Origin of the sequence: Serinicoccus kebangsaanensis (genome assembly GCF_008919445.1) — a bacterium.
Classification (GTDB): Bacteria; Actinomycetota; Actinomycetes; order Actinomycetales; family Dermatophilaceae; genus Ornithinicoccus; species Ornithinicoccus kebangsaanensis.
On sequence record NZ_VSLG01000009.1, the window covers coordinates 1 to 20,629 of the forward strand.

The window sequence follows — 20,629 nt, forward strand, 5'->3', positions numbered from 1 at the left end:
CCGACGGCTCGGCCACAAGCCTCCCACCAACCCGCACGAGTCGAGAGTGAGACCTGCACCCCCATTAGGCTGGTGCGTCGGGGGATTTTCGAGGTCGAGTGCGAGGAGATCCGGTGCAACGGGACGTGCGCGGTTCGGTGGCCGCGGTGCTGGTGGTCTTCGCCAGCTCCGGGTATGTCATGGGTCAGGCACTGGCCCGCGTGCCCGCCGTGCGCGACCACCTGGGCGCGGACAAGGCGCAGCTCGGTCTGGTGCTCATGGGGATGGGTCTGGGCTCGCTGCTCGCCATGCCGTTCACCGGGCGGCTGGTCGACCGGTGGGGATCGCGCCGGGTGGTGCTGGCCACGGTGCTGCTCGCCTGTCTCGGCTGGGGCGCCGTCGCGGTGGCGCCGTCGGTGCCGGTCGTGCTCGGCATCCTGGTGCTCACCGGGATGAACGTCGGCGTGTGGGACGTCGCGATGAACATCCAGGGGACGCACGTCGAGCAGGCGCGGGGACGCTCGCTCATGCCCTACTTCCACGCCGCCTTCTCCGGTGGGGCCGTGCTCGGGGCGGGCTCCGGGGCGCTCGCGGCGTGGCTCGGGATCGGTCTCGGGCAGCTGCCCGTGCTGGCCGCGGTGGCGGCGGCCGCCGGTGTCTGGGGGGCGATGAGGTTCGTGCCGGAGGTCACCCAGCAGGAGCCTGGGCAGGACCAGGAGGAGCCGGTCGCCCGCCGCGGCATCACCCGTGCCGAGATCGGCATCGGGGTGATCTGCCTGGCCGGAGCCCTGGCCGAGGGCTCGGCCAACGACTGGCTGGCCCTGCTGCTGGTCGACGTGCACGGGGCACCGGCCGCCTTCGGCGCGTTGGCGCTGACCGCCTTCAACCTGACGATGACGATCGGGCGGCTCGCCGGAGGGCCGGCCATCGACCGCTTCGGCCGGGCCACCGTGATCCGGGTGGGCGGCCTGCTCGCGGCGGCGGCGATCCTGCTGGTGACGCTGACCAGCTCGCTGGTGCTGGCACTGGCCGGGGGACTGCTGTGGGGGCTGGGCGTGGCCACCATCTTCCCCGCGGCGATCTCGGCCGCGGGGGAGGTGCCCGGGCGGGGGAACCGGGCGATCACCTCGGTCTCCACCATCGCCTACGGCGCGTTCCTCTTCGGTGCGCCCACCATCGGGGTGCTGGCCGAGGCCGTCGGGCTGGACCGGGCCCTCTTCCTCGTGGTCGGCTTCCTCGGGCTGCTGCTCGTGCTCTCCCCGGTCATGCGGGAGAAAAGCGCTGGCCGCCCCGGGCGCTCTGCCCTCACCCTGGGGTGATGCTCACGCTGCGCCCGCCGACGTCCCAGGACGAGCGAGCCCTGCGCGGCCTGCACGAGCAGCTGGCCGCGGAGGGTTTCGACTTCCTGCTCGCCGACGGCAGCTGGGCGCAGGTCCTGGCGCAGATCGAGCGGGAGGCCGCCGGTGAGGGGCTGCCGGAGGGCCGGGTCCGGGCCGACTTCCTCGTGGCCGAGGTCGACGGCACACCGGTCGGACGGGTCTCAATCCGGCACGAGCTGACGCCCTTCCTGCGCGAGGTCGGCGGGCACGTCGGGTATGCCGTCGCCCCGCAGCACCGGGGGCGCGGCCACGCCACCGAGATCCTGCGGCAGTCGGTCGCCCGGCTCCGGGGGCTCGGCGTGGACCCGGTCCTGGTGACCTGCGACGACGACAACCTCGCCTCCGCCACGGTGATCGAGCGGTGCGGCGGGGTGCTCGAGGACGTGCGGGTCCCGCCCGGGGGCGGCACCGCCAAGCGCCGCTACTGGATCGCCACCTCCCCCTGACGAAGTGGACACAGGAAAGTGGGACCCGCTCCCCAGAAAGCTATGTCCACTTCGGGGACTCTGGGGGCTCAGTGCCCGTCGAGGCCCAGCGCGTGCCGCATGGCGGTGAGCTTGACCTCGGTCTCGGCCAGCTCGGCGGCGGGGTCCGAGGCGGCCACGATGCCGCCCCCCGCGAAGAGGCGCATCGAGTGCCGGTCGTCGGCCAGCTCCCCGCAGCGCAGCGCGATGCCCCAGTCGCCGTCGCCGGAGCCGTCCATCCAGCCGACGGGGCCGGCATACCGACCGCGGTCCATGCCCTCCAGGTCGCCGATCACCCGGGCGGCCGCAGCCGTCGGCGTCCCGCAGACCGCGGCCGAGGGGTGCAGCGCCGCCGCCAGTCGCAGCGACGTCGCCTCGCTGTGCATCGTCCCGGTGAGGTCGCTGGCCAGGTGGTAGACGTCGGGGAGCTCCAGCACGTAGGGAGCCTCGGGCACGACCAGGTCGCTGCAGTGCGGGGCGAGGGCCTCGGCCACCGAGCGCACCGCGAAGTCGTGCTCGTCGACGTCCTTGACGCTGCTGACCAGCCGGAGCCGCGGGTCGACGGGGTGCGCCGGGTCGACCGACGAGCCCGGGGCGTCGACGTTCTCCGGCGCGGGTATGCCGTTCGGCCGGCGGATGGTCCCGGCCAGCACCCGGGAGCGCACCCGACCGCCCTGCAGGCGGACCAGCATCTCGGGCGTGGCGCCCACCAGGCCGGCGACCGCGAAGGTCCAGGTGGCGGCATACCTCTTCTCCAGGCGCTCGAGCACGGGGGCGAGCCGCACCACCTGCCCCTCCCGGTGGCGCACCAGCACGTCGCGGGCGAGGACCACCTTGTCCACCTCGCCGCGGTCGATGCGTCCGACCGCGCGGGCCACGACCTCGGGCCACGCGGTGGCGGACACGGCCCCGTCGGCCTCGACCAGCGGGTCGAGGACCTCGATGTCCGCGTTGCTCCGGCCGAGGAGCTCGGCCGGGTGCTCGGTGGGCCACGCCTCGTCCTCCTCGACCACCTGGGTGATCCACGCCAGGCCGTCCCGTCGCCCGATGACGACACGAGGGACGGTCAGCACGCTGGCGTCCTCGGAGTCGGGGGAGAAGGTGAAGGACCCGAAGGTCACCAGACCGGTGCCCGGGAGCCGCACCTCGTCCTCGACCTCGGCGCGGGAGCGCACGTCGGTCCACCACCGCTCCGCGTCGGCGAAGCGGTCCGGCCCGGTGGTGCTGACGCCGGCGACCCTGCCCCACCCGACCAGGCCGTCCCCCTCGCGCAGCCAGGCGACGACGTCCCGCGGGTCGATCTCGTCGGGGACGCGCGTCAGCAGGTCGCCGGGGGCGTCGACCGCGAGGGTGCGGGCGCGCAATCGGGGAACGGAGCAGGTCACGGCCACAGCCGACCACTGTAGGACGTGATGCGAGGATGACGTGCATGAGCCCGACACGAGCCGACCTCGACAAGCAGCCGCGCGAGGTGGCCCGGATGTTCGACGCGGTCGCGCGCAGGTACGACCTCACCAACACGGTGCTCAGCGGGGGGATGGACCACCTGTGGCGGCGGGCGGTGCTCCGGGCGGCGGACGTGGAGGATGGCGAGCGGGTGCTCGACGTCGCCGCCGGCACCGGCACCTCCAGCGAGCCGTATGCCGATCGCGGCGTGCTGGTCGTGCCCGCCGACTTCTCCTACGGGATGCTCGCCGAGGGCTACCGGCGCCGTCCTGACATGCCGTTCACCGCGGCCGACGCGATGCGGCTCCCCTTCGCCGACGACGCCTTCGACGTGGTGACCATGAGCTTCGGGCTGCGCAACGTCGCCGACGTCGGCACCGCCCTGCGGGAGTTCCTGCGGGTGGTCCGCCCGGGAGGGCGGTTGGTCGTCTGCGAGTTCAGCCAGCCAGTGGTGCCCGTCTTCTCCACGATCTACCGCAACTACCTCATGCGGGCGCTGCCGAAGGTCGCCCGCCGGGTGAGCTCCAACCCGGACTCCTACGTCTACCTCGCCGAGTCCATCCGCGCCTGGCCGGCCCAGCAGGCCCTCGCCGAGCGGGTGCGGGAGGCCGGGTGGGAGCGCGTGCGCTGGCGCAACCTGACCGGCGGGGTCGTCGCGATCCATCACGCCGTGGCGCCCGGCTGACGTCTGATGCCCTGGTTTCAGTCCGACCCGTAAACGCCACGGGCGATCTCCAGAAGCTGTCTGCACGCTTCGAGCTGGGTGGTGTCACCTTCTGGCGCCTGCTCGAGTCCGGGTATGGCGAGGGCGAAGTCCTCGAGGCACCGTGGATCGCCGGTGACGAAGTGCGCGTACCCGAGCCGAAGGTGGGCATATCCCGAGTCGTAGGGACGCGAGGACGGGTCGGCCTGGACGAGGGAGACATACTCCTCGAGGTAGGGCACCACCGGGGTGAGGACTGCTGCTGCTCTCTCGACCTCGTCCCCGCTCTCGACCGCGGCGGCGGCGCTGTTGGCCAGCGCGGTGAGGACGGACGTGTAGAGAGGGCTGCGCGGGCCGTAGGTGGCGCGTACGGGACCGACCAGGCGCATCCCGAGGGCAAAGGACTCTGGGCCCGGTTCCGACGCGCGCTGCATCGCCCACATGAGCTGGATCCCGGCGCGGAGCGTGGACTGGTGTGCAGCACCGAGCGCGGCGTCAGCGGCGGCGTAGGTCTGCTGCAACAGTGCCACCGCCTCGGCCGTGCGCCCCGACTCGCTGAGCACCTCGCCCAGCGACGTCTGCAGCCACAGCACCTGCGGATCGGCGTGGCTGCGCACGTCGCGGAGGTCGCGGAGTGCGTCGTTGAACGCCGCAACCGCCTCATCGGTCCGTCCGGCGCCGTGCAGCGCCATGGCACGCTCGCCGCGCAGCTGGGTGACCGAGGAGGACGTGGCGCCCAGCACCGGCGTGAGCCGTGCGACCTCTGCCTCGACGACGGCGAGGGCCACGTCGTGCCGACCGCCCCAGCGGTGCGTCCAGGCGAGATCTGCCACCGTGGACGCCACGCCGGCAAGGTCGGCGCTGCCAGCCTCGCGCTGGTCGTCGAGCAGCTGTTGCAGCATCGTGGCGGCGGCGTCCGGGCCCTCGGTGTGGGCCACACTCGTGGCGGCCTCCCGTGTCGCCCGAGCCGTCAGCCAGTGACCTCGCCCCAGCGCCGCAGCGGCCTCCTCGGCGATGACCCGCAGTCTGGGTGCTGCCACGTGCGGACCCTCGGTGTCGTCCACGAGTCGGGCGACCGCCCGGCGGACATCGAGGGTGAGCGCGTCGTGGGGTCCCAGGGCACGCGTCATGTCGGCGATCACGCCCTCGTAGTCGTGCAGTGCCTGGTCGACCCTCCCCTGAGTTGCCAGGAGCGCCGCCCGATCACGGCGTGCCACAAGCGTATCTAGCCCCTCCCGGCCCGCGCCCAGCTCGCTGCGCCGGACCAGCTCGTCGCGGGTCCGGAGCGCCTCCTCGCCTCGCCCTATTGTGGCCAGCAGGTCGGCATACCCGTCGAGTGCCCATCTCGCCTCGGGGTGCAACGGACCGACCCCGTCGTCCACCTCGAGACACAGCGCTTGGTATGACTCGGCGGCCTCGGTGAACCGGCCGTCCGAGATCGCATAGGACACCACGTGCCGGCGGCTCCACAGGGTGTCGGGGTGCAGCGGACCCAGTACGCGCACGCGACGCTGCAGGACGTGCTCGGAGAGCGTGCGTGCCTCGTCGCGGGCTCCGGCGTCGCGGAGGGTGTAGCCGAGATTCGCCTGGAGCAGCAACGTCGCCTCGTCGTCGCTGCCGAGGGCCGCCTCCGCCCGCCGCGCCAGGTCGCGACTGGTCTGGACGGCCTCGTCGACGCGCCCCAGCTCGCTCAGGGCGATCGCTGCGACGTTGGCCGCTCGCAGGGTCCGCCGGTCGCCCTCGCCGAAGACCGTCGCGGTGTCGCGTTCGAGCTCTTCCAGCTCGTGATGGTGTTGTCCCAGGCGCCCGTCGCCCAGGCTGGCGAAGTACTGGTAGCGGGCGTCGAGCAGGTCTGGGTCGCGGGCGGCACGGTCTCGTTCGAGATCGGCGATGAGCGAGACGAGGGTGACTTCGGCGTCGGCCCGGCGTCCGAGCAGGCGCTGCGCCTGACCGAGGTCTCGGCGCAGTGAGACGCCGTCGTCCGACACGGGATCGAGACGGCTGAGAGCGTGCTCAGCGAGCCTGATCCGCTCACGTAGCTCGCGCGGGTCCTCACGCAGCAGGCCGAGCAAGGTCAAGGTCGCCGAGGCGATCACGGCGGGGTCGTCGACGAAGCCCTCAGCCGCCAGGGCCAGCAGCAGCCGGGCGGCGTGCTCTCGTTGCTCGAGGTCGGGCTGGGTCGAGATCCGGCCCACGAGCCGCGTGGCCAGGTGGTTCTTCACGACCCGGATCTCGTCCTCGAAGAGGTAGGTACGGTGATCCTCGACGGCGACCTGGAGCTGGTCCGGCTCGGAGAACCGGCGCAGCGTGTCGGTCACGGCGCGAGCCCAGGCATACGACGTCGAGGCGGTCTCCAGGGAGTCGGCGACCTCCGCGGCGTCCGGCAGCTCCAGTGCCCGCAGGGCCTCGACCATGAGGTCCTGGTTCCACAGCGGCGAGCGGCCGGTGGCAGGTTCGAGCACGACGGGTATGCCGAGGGTCGCGACCGCGAGCGCGTGGCGCACCGACTCGGGCAGCTCGATCCAGTGCTGGCGGTAGAGGCCACGCACGGTGGCGGGCAGGTGGTCGATGTCGGCGGCCGTGAGGCGCAGCTCCCGCTCGCCGAAGCGGCGCCGGACCCGGTCGATCTGGCAGAACAGCTCGAGGGCGAGGGGGTTGGCGTAGCGCTCCCGGACGAGCCGTTCGGTCTCGTCGTCCACCTGGGGGTAGTAGTGCCGCAGGATGGTCGACAGGTCCTCCTCGCGCAGCGGGGCGAGGCTCGCGTCCGCCGGGAAGGGTGAGGGGAGCGGTGTGTCGTCCTCGCTCGAGACCCGCACCAGGTGATCGCCCAGGTCGTCCCACGCCGCGACGACCTCGGGGCTCTCGCTGAGGTGGCCGGGCCAGCCCGTCGAGATGACCAGCACCGCGCGGTCGGAGGCCACGAGCCGGCCCAGCACGTCGACGAGCAGCGGGTCGGCGTCGTGGAGGTCCTCGACCACGAGCACGGCCGGCAGCTCCGGGCGCGCGAGCCGGGTGAGCATCGACACCACCTGGTCGCCGATGTCGTCGTGCCGGGGGGTGACCGCCTCGGCGCCCTCGAGCCGGGTACGACGCTCGCTGCGGTCACGCCCCTTGTTCCACGCCCACTCGCCCACCCAGCGCACGAGTCCCAGCCCCGGCACCGCAGCGCCGAATGCTTCCTGCACCACCGTGTCGGCCAGGTGCATCGCCCCCTCGTCGGCTGCGGCGAGCGCGAACGCGCGGGCGTCGTCCGTGCCCGTGCCGGTGCGCGGCAGCCGCCGCCAGGCGTCGTCGAGGTAGGGGCCGTGCGCCTCGAGAACGCCGATGTCCTGGGCCAGGGCGATGGAGGCGACGCCGTGCCGCGACGAACAGCTGATGCCCCACCAGAGGTATCCGGGCAGGCTCCCGGGCTCATGGGTGACCTCGGGGTTGACCTTCTTGCGCCGGGCCGAGACCTCGGCAGCGTTGACCGCGCTGTCGACGGTGATGTGCGGCGGCCAGTAGTGGGGCGGGGACTGGCTCGCCGCGAGCGCGGCATACAGCTCGCGCGCGATGCGGGTCTTGCCCCATCCGGAGGGGGCCTCGAGCGACACCCAGCGCGATGGCCCCCCGGCACGCAGTTCCTCGGCGACGGCCGTGAGCCCGGTGACCAGTGCCTGGCGTTGTACGCCGACGAATCGTGGTTCTGGGCCGCGCGGCGCGTGACCCGACCGATCGGGCTCACCCAGTGCGCCGCCATCCACGGGGTCAGTCTAGGGGGCCGGGCGCGACGGTGTCTGGGAATGCCTACGGATATGGGGTGATGTCCATGACCTATTTGCTCTGAGGCGTCCCTGTGCCGATCTGGCGAAGGCTGCGGCCTAGACTGCGGCGAGTTCGTGAACGTTGTCACAAGCGAGGCGTCAACCACCGTGAGTGAGCAGGTCGAGACAGCCGACGTGATCGTCGTCGGCGCAGGGCCGGGAGGCTCGAGCACTGCCGCCTACCTCGCCGGTCACGGGCTCGACGTCCTGCTGCTGGAGAAGTCCACCTTCCCGCGCGACAAGATCTGCGGGGACGGGCTCACCCCACGGGCGGTCCGCGAGCTGATCCACCTCGGCGTGCCGATCGACGAGGCCGACGGCTGGCACCGGACCAAGGGGCTGCGGATCGTCGGCGGGGGCATGCGGCTCGAGCTGGACTGGCCGGGCAACGCCACCTTCCCGCCCTACGGACTGGTCCGCACCCGGCAGGACCTCGACGAGATCCTCGCCCGGCACGCCGCCTCCCGCGGCGCCACCCTGCTGGAGGGCATCAACGTCCAGTCCCCGGTGCTGGACGAGCGCGGTCACATCTGCGGCGTCCGGGCCAAGGTGATGGGACCCGACGGCCGGGCCACCGGTGAGCGACGGGAGTTCCGCGCCCAGGTCGTGGTGGCGGCGGACGGCAACTCCAGCAGGCTGTCGCTCGCCATGGACCGCCCCAAGCGGGACGACCGTCCCATGGGGGTGGCGGTGCGGGCCTACTACGAGACGCCGCGGCACGACGACGCCTACCTCGAGTCCTGGCTGGAGCTGTGGACCAAGGATGCAGAGGGCAACCGGGACGAGCTGATGCCGGGCTACGGCTGGATCTTCCCGCTCGGTGACGGCACGGCGAACGTCGGGCTGGGCATCCTGGACACCTCGGACGCCTTCGGCACCTTCGACTACCGCGACGTGATGCGCCGCTGGATCGACACGATGCCCGAGGGCTGGGGGTTCTCCGAGGACACCCGCCAGGGCGCCATCCGCGGTGCCGCGCTGCCGATGTGCTTCAACCGGCAGCCGCTCTACGACCGGGGGATGCTGCTCGTCGGTGACGCCGGCGGCATGGTCAACCCGTTCAACGGCGAGGGCATCGCCGAGGCGATGGAGGCCGGTCGGCACGGTGCCGAGGTGATCAGCGCGGCCCTTGCACGAGCCACGGCGGGGGAGCGCGAGGCGGTCCTGCGCGGCTACACCTCGGCCATGAAGGACGCCCTCGGCGGCTACTACACGCTGGGCCGGGGTTTCGCCACGCTCATCGGCAAGCCGGAGATCATGAGGCTCGCCGTGAAGTACGGCCTGCCCCGCCGCTCGCTCATGCGGCTGCTGCTCAAGATCATGGCCAACCTGCCGCAGGAACGCGGCGGCGGGCTGGACGACAGGGTGATCAACGCGCTCAGCAGGATGACCCCTGCCGCATGAACCACCCCGTTGACCCTAGGATAAGTAAGCGCGACGCCCCGGCGAGCCCACTGCTGGGCCTGTCCCGAAAGGAGTGCTGACGCAGGACATGGACTACCACCCGTATCTGCCCGTCGTCTTCTTCCTCTTCTTCGGCCTCCTCTTCGCCTTCGGGTCCGTCTTCGGTGGGGCGCTGCTCGGCCGGACGACCTACAACCGGGCCAAGGCCGAGGCCTACGAGTGCGGCATCCAGCCGACGCCCCAGGCGCACGAGGGCGGCCGGGTGCCGGTGAAGTACTACCTGACGGCGATGCTGTTCATCGTCTTCGACGTCGAGGTGCTCTTCCTCTACCCCTTCGCCGTGGCGTTCGACCAGGTGGGGTTGTTCTCGGTGCTGGCGATGCTGCTCTTCCTCGTCGTCGTCTCGGTGCCCTTCGTCTACGAGTGGAGCAGGGGCGGACTGGAATGGGACTGACGTTCAAGAGAGTGGTGAGTTGACGATGGGTCTCGAGGACAAGATCCCCGGTGGGATCATGCTGACCACGGTCGAGGGACTGGCCGGTCAGCTGCGGCAGTACTCCGTCTGGCCGGCGACCTTCGGGCTGGCCTGCTGCGCCATCGAGATGATGGCCGTCGGCACCCCCGACTACGACATCGCCCGCTTCGGCATGGAGCGCTTCGCGGCCACCCCGCGGCAGGCCGACCTGATGATCGTCGCCGGCCGGGTGTCGCAGAAGATGGCGCCGGTCGTGCGGCAGGTCTACGACCAGATGCCCAACCCCAAGTGGGTCATCTCCATGGGTGTCTGCGCCAGCTCCGGCGGCATGTTCAACAACTACGCGATCGTCCAGGGCGTGGACCACATCGTGCCCGTCGACGTCTACCTGCCCGGCTGTCCGCCGCGACCGGAGATGTTGCTCAACGCGGTGCTCGAGCTGCACAAGCAGATCCGCGAGTTCAAGTTCTCCGTCAACCGTGAGGCCGCGGCCCGGGCGGCCGAGGCCGCTGCGCTGAAGGCGATGCCGACCCACGAGATGAAGGGGCTGTTGGCGTGAGCGAGGGGGACAAGGTCAGCACCGGTCCGGAGACGCCGGACAAGCAGCCACCGGCGCAGACGACGACCCAGGACGAGGCCAACGCACCGTCCCGTAGCGAGGGCCAGAACGTCGACACCACGACGGCGCAGGAGAGCGCCGGCGGCTCGGTCCCGGCGGTGCACGGGCCGGGCGACCCGGTCACCATGGCCCGGAAGCAGGGGATGTTCGGCGGCTCGCTCGGAGGGGACACCTCCGGCTACGGCGGGCTCGACGCCCCGGTGCTCTTCCCCGGCGCCGCGGAGCGGCCCTACGGCTCCTACTTCGACGAGGTCGTCGACGCGCTCGAGGCGGCCGCGCCGCGGGCCTTCGCGGACGGGCTGGAGCGGGTGGTCGTCGACCGTGGCGAGCTCACCCTGCACGTCCACCGCGACCACCTGCTGGCGCTGGTGCGACCGCTGCGGGACGACCCGCGGCTGCGGTTCGAGGTCTGCACCGGTGTCTCGGGGGTCCACTGGCCGGAGCAGACCGGTGCCGAGCTGCACGCGGTCTACCACTTCCAGTCCATCACCCACGGCGTGCGCCGTGTGCGGATCGACGTCACCTGCCCGGACGGGGACCCGCGCATCCCCTCGATCGTGGGTGTCTACCCGGCCAACGACTGGCACGAGCGCGAGACCTGGGACATGTTCGGCATCGTCTTCGAGGGCCACCCCGGGCTGACCCGCATCCTCATGCCGGACGACTGGCCCGGGCACCCGCAACGCAAGGACTACCCGCTCGGCGGTATACCGGTCGAGTACAAGGGGGCCACCATCCCGGCCCCCGACCAGCGGAGGAGCTACACCTGATGGCGACCACGCACGAGCACACCAAGCCCGACCAGGGTGCCGACTACCTGGAGGACACTCCGACCGACCTGTATGCCGAGGGTGGCCCGACCTCCGACTCGGTCGACGGCGGCGCGGTCTACACCGCCGGTGGCGGTGACTGGGACGACATCGCCAAGGACGTGGCGACCCTGGGTGCCGAGCGGATCGTGGTCAACATGGGGCCGCAGCACCCGTCGACGCACGGCGTGCTCCGGCTGATCCTCGAGCTGGACGGGGAGACGGTGCGCGAGGCGCGCGCGGGGATCGGCTACCTCCACACCGGGATCGAGAAGAACATGGAGTTCCGGACCTGGGTCCAGGGCACCACCTTCTGCACCCGGATGGACTACCTCACCCCGATCTTCAACGAGACCGCCTACTGCCTGTCGATCGAGAAGCTGCTCGGCATCACCGACCAGATCCCGCAGCGCGCCAGCGACATCCGGGTGCTGATGATGGAGCTGAACCGCATCGGTTCCCACCTCATCGCCCTGGCCACCGGCGGCATGGAGCTCGGTGCGACGACCGTCATGACGATCGGCTTCCGCGAGCGGGAGCGGACCCTGCGCTTCTTCGAGGCCGTCTCCGGCCTGCGGATGAACAACGCCTACGTGCGGCCCGGCGGGGTGGCCCAGGACGTCCTGCCCGAGCACCTGGACCAGCTGGAGGAGGAGCTGCCCGCCCTGCGCCGCGGGATCGGTGAGCTGGAGAAGCTGCTGCTGGAGAGCCCGGTCCTCAAGGGTCGCACCGTGGACGTCGGCTATCTCTCCCTCGCCAACTGCATGGCGCTGGGCGTGACCGGCCCGATCCTGCGGTCCACCGGCCTGCCGCACGACCTGCGCAAAGCCCAGCCGTACTGCGGCTACGAGACCTACGACTTCGACGTCATCACCCGCCGCGAGATGGACGCCTACAGCCGGATCTGCATCCGGCTGGACGAGATCTGGCAGTCGATCCGGATCGCCGAGCAGGCGATCGCGCGGCTGCGCGCGAGCCAGGGTGACCCGGTCATGGTCGCGGACAAGAAGATCGCCTGGCCGGCCCAGATGTCGGTCGGCGCCGACGGTCAGGGCAACAGCCTGGACCACATCCGCACCATCATGGGCGAGTCGATGGAGTCGCTGATCCACCACTTCAAGCTGGTCACCGAAGGCTTCCGGGTCCCGCCCGGGCAGGCGTATGCCGCGGTGGAGTCGCCCAAGGGCGAGCTCGGGGTGCACGCCGTGTCCGACGGTGGCACCCGCCCCTACCGCGTGCACTTCCGCGACCCCAGCTTCAACAACCTGCAGGCGGCCTCGGCGATGTCCGAGGGCAGCCTGGTCGCCGACGTGATCGTCGCGGTCGCCTCGATCGACCCGGTGATGGGAGGAGTGGACCGATGAGCGCGCCCGGGAGTGAGAATCGAAGCGGAGCGAGGATCGGAGCGACCGTGGGTGCGCGAACAGAGGACCCGCACGCGCACGAGCAGGAGGACATGCGCAGCCAGCTGGAGGAGGCGACCGAGCGGCGCGTGCACCACAGCGTCGCGGGTCACGACGACCACGGCCCGCTGCACCACCACACGCCGCTGCACGCCTCGGACGAGGCATACCCGGAGGACGTCCGGGCCCAGCTCGTCGCGGACAGCGAGCTGATCATCGCCCGCTACCCGCAGAAGCGCTCGGCGCTGCTGCCGATGCTGCACCTGGTGCAGTCCGTGGACGGCTACGTCACCGGCCGCGGCGTGCAGCTGTGCGCCGAGCTGCTGGACCTCACCACGGCCGAGGTGAGCGGCGTGGCGACCTTCTACACGCAGTACAAGCGGCACCCCAACGGCGAGTACACCGTGGGCGTGTGCACCAACACCCTCTGCGCCATCATGGGCGGGGACCAGATCTTCGACGAGGTGAGCGAGCACCTCGGGGTGGGGCACGACGAGACCACCGAGGACGGCAAGATCACCCTCGAGCGGGTCGAGTGCAACGCGGCCTGCGACTTCGCCCCGGTGGTGATGGTCAACTGGGAGTTCTTCGACGACCAGACCCCCGAGAGCACCACCGCGCTGGTCGACCGGCTGCGTGCCGGCGAGCCGGTGACCCCCACCCGCGGTCCGTCCCGGGTGTGCAGCTTCAAGCAGGTGTCCCGGGTGCTGGCCGGCTTCCCCGACGGCCTGGCCGACGAGGGACCGGGCGCGGGCGAGCCCTCGCTGCGCGGCACCGTCCTGGCCAGGGAGAAGGGCTGGACCGCGCCGCGGCCGGACAGCGGCACCGACACCGCGCCCACCCCCGAGGGCCAGGCGGGCGGCCTCGCGGCCGGCAAGCACGACTCGGTGAACACCGACGCCAACGAACCCGACGAGATCCCCACCTCCGAGGGCGTCAAGGACGTGGACGAGACGACCAAGGGAGACGACGCGTGAGCACGCAGCTTACCCCGATCCTGTCGGCCTTCTGGGACGTCGAGCGGTCCTGGACGCTGGAGACCTACGAGCAGCACGAGGGCTACCAGGCGCTGCGTGCCGCGCTGGACATGGATGCCGCCGACCTGGTGAGCGCCGCCAAGGACTCGGGTCTGCGCGGCCGCGGCGGCGCGGGCTTCCCCACCGGGATGAAGTGGGGCTTCCTCCCCCCGCCGGACGGCGGCCCCCGCTACCTCGTGGTCAACGCCGACGAGTCCGAGCCTGGCACCTGCAAGGACACCCCGTTGATGATGGCGGCGCCGCACTTCCTCATCGAGGGCATGATCATCACCTCGTTCGCGATCGGCTGCAACCACGCCTTCATCTACCTGCGCGGCGAGGTCGTGCACGTCTACCGTCGCCTCATGCGTGCGGTCGAGGAGGCGTACGCCGCGGGCTACCTCGGCAAGGACGTCCTCGGCACCGGTTTCGACCTGGACATCACCGTGCACGCGGGCGCGGGGGCATACATCTGCGGCGAGGAGACGGCGCTGCTGGACTCGCTGGAGGGCCGTCGCGGACAGCCGCGCCTCAAGCCGCCGTTCCCCGCGGTCGCCGGTCTGTATGCCCGTCCGACCGTGGTCAACAACGTCGAGTCGATCGCCTCGGTGCCGCCGATCGTGCTGCACGGCGCGGACTGGTTCGCGGGCATGGGCACCGAGAAGTCGCAGGGCTTCGGCCTGTTCAGCCTGTCCGGCCACGTGGAGCGCCCGGGCCAGTACGAAGCGCCGCTCGGGATCACCCTGCGCGAGCTGATCGACATGGCCGGGGGCATGCGGGGTGGCCGCAAGCTGAAGTTCTGGACGCCGGGAGGCTCCTCGACGCCGATCTTCACCGACGCCCACCTCGACGTCCCGCTCGACTTCGAGTCGGTCGCCGCCGAGGGCTCGATGCTGGGCACCCGCGCGCTGCAGATCTTCGACGAGACGGTCTCCGTGGTGCGCGCCGTCTCCCGGTGGATCGACTTCTACGCGCACGAGTCGTGCGGCAAGTGCACGCCCTGCCGGGAGGGCACCTTCTGGCTCAAGCAGATCCTGGCGCGGCTCGAGGCCGGCCAGGGACGCGAGGGCGATATCGAGAAGCTGGACGACATCTGCGACAACATCCTGGGCCGCAGCTTCTGCGCCCTCGGTGACGGCGCCACCAGCCCGGTGACCTCCGGGATCAAGTACTTCCGCGAGGAGTTCGAGCAGGGGATGCACACCCCGTGGCGCGAGCTCTTCCCGCCCGAGCGCAACACCCTCTTCGCGAAGGAGAGCCAGCCCGTATGAGCGTCAAGACCGACAGTCCGGCGCAGGACACCGCCGCGATCGAGACCGACGTGACGATGGTCGAGGTGACCATCGACGGTGTCGAGCTCTCCGTGCCGGAGGGCACCCTGGTCATCCGCGCTGCCGAGCAGGTGGGCATCCACGTCCCGCGCTTCTGCGACCACCCGCTGCTCGAGCCGGTGGGTGCCTGCCGCCAGTGCCTCGTCGACGTGGCCACGCCGGACCGCGAGGGCAACCTCAAGCCGATGCCGAAGCCGCAGGCGTCCTGCACCATCGCGGTCTCGCCAGGCATGGTGGTCAAGACCCAGCACACCTCCGAGGTCGCGGACAAGGCGCAGCAGGGCGTGATGGAGCTGCTGCTCGTCAACCACCCGCTGGACTGCCCGGTCTGCGACAAGGGTGGTGAGTGCCCGCTGCAGAACCAGGCGATGTCGGACGGTCGGCCCACCTCCCGCTTCGAGGACATCAAGCGCACCTTCCCCAAGCCGGTCAACATCTCCAGCCAGGTGCTCCTGGACCGTGAGCGGTGCGTGCTGTGCGCCCGGTGCACCCGGTTCTCCGACCAGATCGCCGGCGACCCGTTCATCGCGCTCATCGAGCGCGGCGCGCTGCAGCAGGTCGGGATCTACGAGGAGAAGCCGTTCGAGAGCTACTTCTCCGGCAACACCGTCCAGATCTGCCCGGTCGGGGCGCTCACCGGTGCGGCCTACCGCTTCCGGTCGCGGCCGTTCGACCTGGTCTCCACCGAGAGCGTCTGCGAGCACTGCGCCGGTGGCTGCGCCATCCGCACCGACCACCGCCGCGGCACCGTCCTGCGTCGGATGGCGCTCAACGACCCCGAGGTCAACGAGGAGTGGAACTGCGACAAGGGTCGCTGGGCCTTCGCCTACCCCACCCTCCCGGACCGGTTGCACGACCCGGTCGTGCGCGGCGCCGACGGTGAGTATGCCGTCTCCTCCTGGCGGGACGCCTACGCCGCGGCGGCGGCGGGCCTGGCGCAGGCACGCGCCGCCGGCGGTGTCGGCGTGCTCCCCGGCGGCCGCGGCAGCGTCGAGGACCTGTATGCCTACGCCAAGTTCGCACGGGTGGCGCTCGGGACCCACGACGTGGACCACCGCGCCCGGCCGCACAGCGCCGAGGAGAGCGACTTCCTGTCGTCCACCGTCGTGGGCACCCGGGACGTCAGCTACGGCGACCTGGAGAAGGCGCCGTCGGTGCTGCTCGTCGGTCTGGAGGCCGAGGAGGAGGCCGCGATGGTCTTCCTCCGGCTGCGCAAGGCCATGCGCAAGAACGCCACCCAGATCTACTCCGTCGCGCCGTTCGCGACACGGGGCCTGGAGAAGCTCGCCGGGACCCTGCTGGCGGCCGCTCCGGGGACGGAGGCCGAGGTGCTGCAGGCGCTGACCGAGCGGCGCGGCCAGGGCTCGCCGGAGCAGGTCGACGGGGCGACCGCCCCGCTGGCCCAGGACAGCTTCCACGCCGCGTCGGACGCGCTGGGCGCGGACGCCGTGATCCTCGTCGGGGAGCGCCTGGCCACCGTGCCAGGTGCCCTCTCCGCCGCCGTCCGCCTCGCGGAGGCCACCGGGGCCCGGCTGGCCTGGGTCCCGCGGCGCGCCGGTGAGCGAGGAGGGGTCGAGATGGGGACCCTGCCCGGCCTGCTGCCCGGCGGCCGGCCGGTCGCCGACGACGGGGCGCGGGACGAGGTCGCGGAGCGCTGGGGCCTGGACGCCGCCGCGCTCCCGGCCGCTGCTGGACGCGACGCCACCGCGATCCTGGAGGCCGCCGCAGCGGGCGAGCTCGCCGGGCTCGTCGTCGGCGGCGTCGAGATCGACGACCTGCCCGACCCCGAGCTGGCCCGCCGCGCCCTGGCGCGCGCGTTCGTCGTCTCGCTGGAGATCCGCGAGAGCGCGGTCCACGAGTTCGCCGACGTCATCCTCCCGGTGGCCCCGCACCAGGAGAAGTCCGGCTCCTTCCTCAACTGGGAGGGCCGACCCCGGCCGTTCGACCGGACGCTGGACTCCGGCGCCAGCTCGGACCACGTCGTGCTGGACCGGCTCGCCACCGCCATGGGCGCGAGCCTGGGCACCGGCACGGTCCCGGCGGTGCGGGCCGAGATCCAGGCGCTCAGCGACTGGTCCGGCACCCGCCCGGCAGCCCCCGAGCTCGCCGCCGTCGGCCCGGCCACCGTGGGCGCCGGCGAGGCGGTGCTGGCGACCTGGCACCAGGTGCTGGACGCCGGCCGGCTGCAGGACGGCGAGCCCTTCCTGGCCGGGACCAGGCACGCCCCGGTGGCACGCATCTCCGCCGGGACGGCGGGCGACCTCGGGGTGACCGACGGCGACCCGGTCCAGGTCTCCACCGACCTCGGCCGGATCGAGCTCCCGGCAGCCCTCACCCCGATGCCGGACGGCGTCGTCTGGGTGCCCGCCAACCAGGTCGGCTCCACCGTCCGCCCGACGCTCGGCGTCGGCGCCGGCGACGTGGTCCGGCTCACCGGTTCCCCGGCCCCGACCCCGCGAGGTGAGGCATGAGCCTGCTGACGGCATACCCCGAGATCGCGGCCAGCGTCCCGCTGCTCACCGAGGACCTTCCGGCCGCCGACTTCAGCGACACCCCCTGGTGGTTGTCGCTGATCAAGTCCTCGATGCTGTTCACCTACGTGATGATCTCCGTGGTGCTGGTCATCTGGTTCGAGCGGCGCGTCATCGGTCAGATGCAGCAGCGGCCGGGCCCGAACCGGATCGGCCCGCTGGGCATCCTGCAGACCGCCGCCGACGGCATCAAGCTGTTCTTCAAGGAAGACGTCACGCCCAAGGGCGCGGACAAGCTGATGTTCTACGCGGCGCCGCTGATCGTCGCCTCGCTCGCCTTCGTCTCCTTCGCCATCATCCCGATGGGCGGCGACGTGGAGATGTTCGGCCACACCACGCCGCTGCAGCTCACCGACACCCCGGTCGCGGTGCTCCTGGTGCTCGCGGTCGCCGGTGTCTCGGCCTACGGCTTCGTGCTGGCCGGTTGGTCCTCGGGCTCGACCTACCCGCTGCTCGGCGGGCTGCGCTCGACCGCCCAGGTGATCTCCTACGAGATCGCGATGGGTCTGTCCCTCGTGGCGGTCTTCCTCTACGCCGGGTCGATGTCCACCAGCCAGATCGTGGAGGCGCAGCAGCAGAGCACCGTCCTGGGGATCCCGCTGTGGTACGTCGTGCCGCTGTTCTTCAGCTTCGTCGTCTACGTCATCACCATGATCGGGGAGACCAACCGGCTGCCCTTCGACCTCGCCGAGGGTGAGGGCGAGCTCGGCGGTGGGTTCCACACCGAGTACTCCTCGATGAAGTTCGGGATGTTCTTCCTCGGTGAGTACATCAACATGTTCACCGTCTCGGCGCTCGCGACCACCCTGTTCATGGGCGGCTGGCACGCGCCCTGGCCGCTCAACGTGGTCTTCGACGGCGCGCTGGACCAGGGCTGGTGGGGCCTGCTCTGGTTCACCCTGAAGATGTGGAGCTTCATCTTCTTCTACGTCTGGGTGCGTGGGTCGCTCCCGCGGGTGCGCTACGACCAGTTCATGGCGCTGGGGTGGAAGATCCTCATCCCGCTGTCGCTGGTGTGGGTCGTCGCCGTGATGCTCATCCGGTCCGCCCAGGAGGGCTACTTCGGCGACGGCCGGTGGGTCACCGTCCTCACCCTGGGCGGGATCGGCGTCTTCGTGCTCGCCGGGATCCTGGTCTGGGACCGGTATGCCCAGCGTCGCCTCGCCGCGCGCGAGGAGGCCCGCGAGGTGCCCGAGGAGATCGACCCCTTCGCCGACGGATATCCCGTCCCGCCGATGCCCGGCCAGCGCCTGGTCGAGCCGCAGCCCGCCGTGGAGCAGGCCCGCCCGGTGACGGTGCCGGCCGGCCCCACCGACGGCGACGACAGCACCAGCCCGAACGACGACGACAAGGAGCGCCGTGGCTGACCACACCGAGCCTGAGAACGCCCACGAGCCCGCCCGCCGGGACGAGCCCGCGTCGCCCGCGCGGCGCGGCGACGTCGACCCGGCAGGGGGCAAGAAGGAGCCCGGGGTCCTGGGGCAGCTGTTCGCGCCCGTCGCCGGCTTCGGGGTCACCTTCGCGACCATGTTCCGGAAGGTCCCGACCCAGGAGTACCCCGAGGAGAAGCGCCCGACCGCGACCCGCTACCACGGCCGGCACCAGCTCAACCGGCACCCGGACGGCCTGGAGAAGTGCGTGGGGTGCGAGCTGTGCGCCTGGGCCTGCCCGGCGGACGCGATCTACGTCGAGGGCGCGGACAACACGGACGAGGCGCGGTTCAGCCCCGGCGAGCGCTACGGCCGCGTCTACCAGATCAACTACCTGCGCTGCATCTTCTGCGGACTGTGCATCGAGGCCTGCCCGACGCGAGCCCTGACGATGACCAACGAGTACGAGCTCGCCGACTCCGAGCGGGCCCCGCTGATCTACGAGAAGCACCAGCTGCTCGCGCCGTTGCGTCCGGACATGCTGACCCCGCCGTTCCCGATGGCCGAGGGCATGGAGGAGCGCGACTACTACCAGGGCAAGGTCACCGGCTCGACCCAGGGCCAGCAGGACTACGTGGAGGCGCGGGACGCCGAGCGTGAGGCCGACGCGGAGGTCGGCTCATGACCCCTGACCGGATCGACGGGATGGAGGTCGGTCTGTTCTGGTTGCTGGCCGTGGTGGCCGTCGCGGGGGCCCTCGGTCTGCTCTTCGCCCGCAAGGCCGTGCACGCCGCCATGGCGATGGCGACGACGATGATCAGCCTCGGCGTCATCTACATCGTGCAGCGCGCGGAGTTCGTCGGCATCATCCAGGTCTTCGTCTACTCCGGCGCCGTGATGATGCTCTTCCTCTTCGTCGTCATGCTGGTCGGTGTCGACGCGTCCGACTCGACGGTGGAGACGCTGCGCGGGCAGCGCCTGTGGGCCTTCCTGCTGGGCGCCCTCTTCGTCGCCGCCGCGGCCATCGGGCTGGCACGGGTGTCCTGGCCGGACGCGGTCGGCCTCGAGGCGGTCCAGTCCGAGGGCAGCGTGACGGCGCTGGCCCGGGAGATCTTCGAGCGCCAGGTCCTGACCTTCGAGACGCTCGGTGCGCTGCTGGTCATCGCGGTGATGGGCGCGATGGTGCTGGCCCACCGGGAGCGCCTCACCCCGCGCCGCACCCAGCGCGAGGTGTCCCGGGAGAAGCTGCGCTCCGGTCAGTGGCTGTCCGGCAAGCCCAACCCGGGGGTGTATGCCCGGCACAACGCCGCGGACACCCCGGCCCTCGCGCCGGACGGCAGCCCGGTCGAGGAGTCGGTGCCGCGGGTGCTGGTCGCCCGCGGACAGGTCACCAGCCCGACCGAGTACCGCCTCGCCGGCGCCACGGCTCGCCCGGACGGACAACCGCCGGGGGACCTGGCGCCGGAGGACCTGCCCACGGGGGAGAACGCCGCCGTCGACCAGCAGGGCCACGACCTGGACGCCGACGACGCCGACGACCCGGGTGACGGCGCCGCCGGCACCACGTCGACCGGGAGGGGTGAGCACTGATGGGGCTCGAGGCATACATCTATCTGTCGGTGATCCTCTTCGCCCTGGGCGCGATCACGGTCCTGACCCGGCGCAACACCATCATCGTCTTCATGGGCATCGAGCTGATGCTCAACGCCTGCAACCTGGCGCTGGTCACCTTCGCCCGCATGCACGGCACCCTCGACGGGCAGGTCTACGCCCTGTTCGTCATGGTGGTCGCCGCCTCCGAGGTCGTCGTCGGACTGGCGATCATCATGTCCATCTTCCGTGCGCGACGCTCGGCCTCGGTCGACGACGCCAACCTGTTGAAGCTGTAGAGGAGCGC

The 20,629-nt window shown here is 71.5% G+C and carries 17 protein-coding genes; 15 read left to right on the forward strand and 2 right to left on the reverse strand.

Features of this window, described 5'->3' with window-relative positions; all coding sequences use genetic code 11:
- Positions 1 to 113: 113 nt before the first annotated feature.
- Positions 114 to 1,298: an MFS transporter gene (locus FXF60_RS10385; protein ID WP_151525911.1), complete on the forward strand. Its 1,185-nt coding sequence runs from the start codon at positions 114 to 116 to the stop codon at positions 1,296 to 1,298.
- The gene (locus FXF60_RS10390) at positions 1,298 to 1,804 is read left to right on the forward strand and encodes a GNAT family N-acetyltransferase (RefSeq protein ID WP_151525912.1); all 507 of its coding nucleotides are present in this window, start codon (positions 1,298 to 1,300) and stop codon (positions 1,802 to 1,804) included. Before FXF60_RS10385 ends, FXF60_RS10390 begins: the two co-directional genes overlap by 1 nt.
- A gap of 68 nt (positions 1,805 to 1,872) precedes the next feature.
- Here the strand turns inward: FXF60_RS10390 and FXF60_RS10395 are convergent, their stop codons facing one another.
- Positions 1,873 to 3,207, reverse strand: a complete 1,335-nt coding sequence (locus FXF60_RS10395; RefSeq protein ID WP_151525913.1) for an isochorismate synthase — start codon at positions 3,205 to 3,207, stop codon at positions 1,873 to 1,875.
- Between the two features lie 44 nt (positions 3,208 to 3,251).
- Here FXF60_RS10395 and FXF60_RS10400 point away from each other — a divergent pair, with 44 nt between their 5' ends.
- Positions 3,252 to 3,953: a demethylmenaquinone methyltransferase gene (locus FXF60_RS10400; RefSeq protein WP_151525914.1), complete on the forward strand. Its 702-nt coding sequence runs from the start codon at positions 3,252 to 3,254 to the stop codon at positions 3,951 to 3,953.
- Positions 3,954 to 3,970: 17 nt separating this feature from the next.
- On the opposite strand, the gene FXF60_RS10405 is transcribed toward FXF60_RS10400, so the two are convergent.
- Complete coding sequence (locus tag FXF60_RS10405; RefSeq protein WP_151525915.1) at positions 3,971 to 7,714, reverse strand: tetratricopeptide repeat protein; 3,744 nt, start codon at positions 7,712 to 7,714, stop codon at positions 3,971 to 3,973.
- A 168-nt stretch (positions 7,715 to 7,882) separates the two neighbouring features.
- Between FXF60_RS10405 and FXF60_RS10410 the strand changes: the two genes are divergently transcribed.
- The 12 genes from FXF60_RS10410 (at position 7,883) to nuoK (ending at position 20,621) form a co-directional block, all read left to right on the forward strand.
- Positions 7,883 to 9,178 (forward strand): geranylgeranyl reductase family protein, encoded by a 1,296-nt coding sequence (locus tag FXF60_RS10410; protein WP_151525916.1) that lies wholly within the window; start codon positions 7,883 to 7,885, stop codon positions 9,176 to 9,178.
- A gap of 88 nt (positions 9,179 to 9,266) precedes the next feature.
- Positions 9,267 to 9,632 carry an NADH-quinone oxidoreductase subunit A gene (locus FXF60_RS10415; RefSeq protein WP_151525917.1) on the forward strand — a complete coding sequence of 122 codons (366 nt, stop codon included), beginning with the start codon at positions 9,267 to 9,269 and terminating at the stop codon, positions 9,630 to 9,632.
- Positions 9,633 to 9,657: 25 nt separating this feature from the next.
- Positions 9,658 to 10,212: an NADH-quinone oxidoreductase subunit B gene (locus FXF60_RS10420; protein WP_151526027.1), complete on the forward strand. Its 555-nt coding sequence runs from the start codon at positions 9,658 to 9,660 to the stop codon at positions 10,210 to 10,212.
- Entirely contained in the window at positions 10,209 to 11,042 is an 834-nt protein-coding gene (locus tag FXF60_RS10425; protein WP_437440859.1) for an NADH-quinone oxidoreductase subunit C, read from the forward strand. Before FXF60_RS10420 ends, FXF60_RS10425 begins: the two co-directional genes overlap by 4 nt.
- Positions 11,042 to 12,445 carry an NADH-quinone oxidoreductase subunit D gene (locus FXF60_RS10430; RefSeq protein ID WP_151525918.1) on the forward strand — a complete coding sequence of 468 codons (1,404 nt, stop codon included), beginning with the start codon at positions 11,042 to 11,044 and terminating at the stop codon, positions 12,443 to 12,445. The genes FXF60_RS10425 and FXF60_RS10430 overlap by 1 nt, the downstream gene beginning before the upstream one ends.
- 47 nt (positions 12,446 to 12,492) lie before the next feature.
- Positions 12,493 to 13,461 carry an NADH-quinone oxidoreductase subunit NuoE gene (gene nuoE, locus FXF60_RS10435; protein ID WP_238335808.1) on the forward strand — a complete coding sequence of 323 codons (969 nt, stop codon included), beginning with the start codon at positions 12,493 to 12,495 and terminating at the stop codon, positions 13,459 to 13,461.
- Positions 13,458 to 14,771, forward strand: a complete 1,314-nt coding sequence (gene nuoF, locus FXF60_RS10440) for an NADH-quinone oxidoreductase subunit NuoF (RefSeq protein ID WP_151525919.1) — start codon at positions 13,458 to 13,460, stop codon at positions 14,769 to 14,771. The genes nuoE and nuoF overlap by 4 nt, the downstream gene beginning before the upstream one ends.
- Complete coding sequence (locus FXF60_RS10445; RefSeq protein WP_151525920.1) at positions 14,768 to 17,302, forward strand: NADH-quinone oxidoreductase subunit G; 2,535 nt, start codon at positions 14,768 to 14,770, stop codon at positions 17,300 to 17,302. Before nuoF ends, FXF60_RS10445 begins: the two co-directional genes overlap by 4 nt.
- Entirely contained in the window at positions 17,299 to 18,729 is a 1,431-nt protein-coding gene (gene nuoH / locus FXF60_RS10450) for an NADH-quinone oxidoreductase subunit NuoH (protein ID WP_151525921.1), read from the forward strand. Before FXF60_RS10445 ends, nuoH begins: the two co-directional genes overlap by 4 nt.
- Positions 18,722 to 19,417 carry an NADH-quinone oxidoreductase subunit NuoI gene (gene nuoI / locus FXF60_RS10455; RefSeq protein WP_151525922.1) on the forward strand — a complete coding sequence of 232 codons (696 nt, stop codon included), beginning with the start codon at positions 18,722 to 18,724 and terminating at the stop codon, positions 19,415 to 19,417. The genes nuoH and nuoI overlap by 8 nt, the downstream gene beginning before the upstream one ends.
- Positions 19,414 to 20,322 carry an NADH-quinone oxidoreductase subunit J gene (locus FXF60_RS10460; RefSeq protein ID WP_151525923.1) on the forward strand — a complete coding sequence of 303 codons (909 nt, stop codon included), beginning with the start codon at positions 19,414 to 19,416 and terminating at the stop codon, positions 20,320 to 20,322. The genes nuoI and FXF60_RS10460 overlap by 4 nt, the downstream gene beginning before the upstream one ends.
- Complete coding sequence (gene nuoK, locus FXF60_RS10465; RefSeq protein WP_151525924.1) at positions 20,322 to 20,621, forward strand: NADH-quinone oxidoreductase subunit NuoK; 300 nt, start codon at positions 20,322 to 20,324, stop codon at positions 20,619 to 20,621. The genes FXF60_RS10460 and nuoK overlap by 1 nt, the downstream gene beginning before the upstream one ends.
- The last annotated feature ends 8 nt before the right edge of the window (positions 20,622 to 20,629 follow it).

Excerpts from the sequence above, each read along its gene's own strand:
- FXF60_RS10390 (WP_151525912.1), top strand. The coding sequence starts at position 1,298 with ATGCTCACGCTGCGCCCGCCGACGTCCCAGGACGAGCGAGCCCTGCGC.
- FXF60_RS10400 (WP_151525914.1), top strand. The coding sequence starts at position 3,252 with ATGAGCCCGACACGAGCCGACCTCGACAAGCAGCCGCGCGAGGTGGCC.
- FXF60_RS10415 (WP_151525917.1), top strand. The coding sequence starts at position 9,267 with ATGGACTACCACCCGTATCTGCCCGTCGTCTTCTTCCTCTTCTTCGGC.
- FXF60_RS10420 (WP_151526027.1), top strand. The coding sequence starts at position 9,658 with ATGGGTCTCGAGGACAAGATCCCCGGTGGGATCATGCTGACCACGGTC.
- FXF60_RS10430 (WP_151525918.1), top strand. The coding sequence starts at position 11,042 with ATGGCGACCACGCACGAGCACACCAAGCCCGACCAGGGTGCCGACTAC.
- FXF60_RS10445 (WP_151525920.1), top strand. The coding sequence starts at position 14,768 with ATGAGCGTCAAGACCGACAGTCCGGCGCAGGACACCGCCGCGATCGAG.
- nuoH (WP_151525921.1), top strand. The coding sequence starts at position 17,299 with ATGAGCCTGCTGACGGCATACCCCGAGATCGCGGCCAGCGTCCCGCTG.
- FXF60_RS10460 (WP_151525923.1), top strand. The coding sequence starts at position 19,414 with ATGACCCCTGACCGGATCGACGGGATGGAGGTCGGTCTGTTCTGGTTG.
- nuoK (WP_151525924.1), top strand. The coding sequence starts at position 20,322 with ATGGGGCTCGAGGCATACATCTATCTGTCGGTGATCCTCTTCGCCCTG.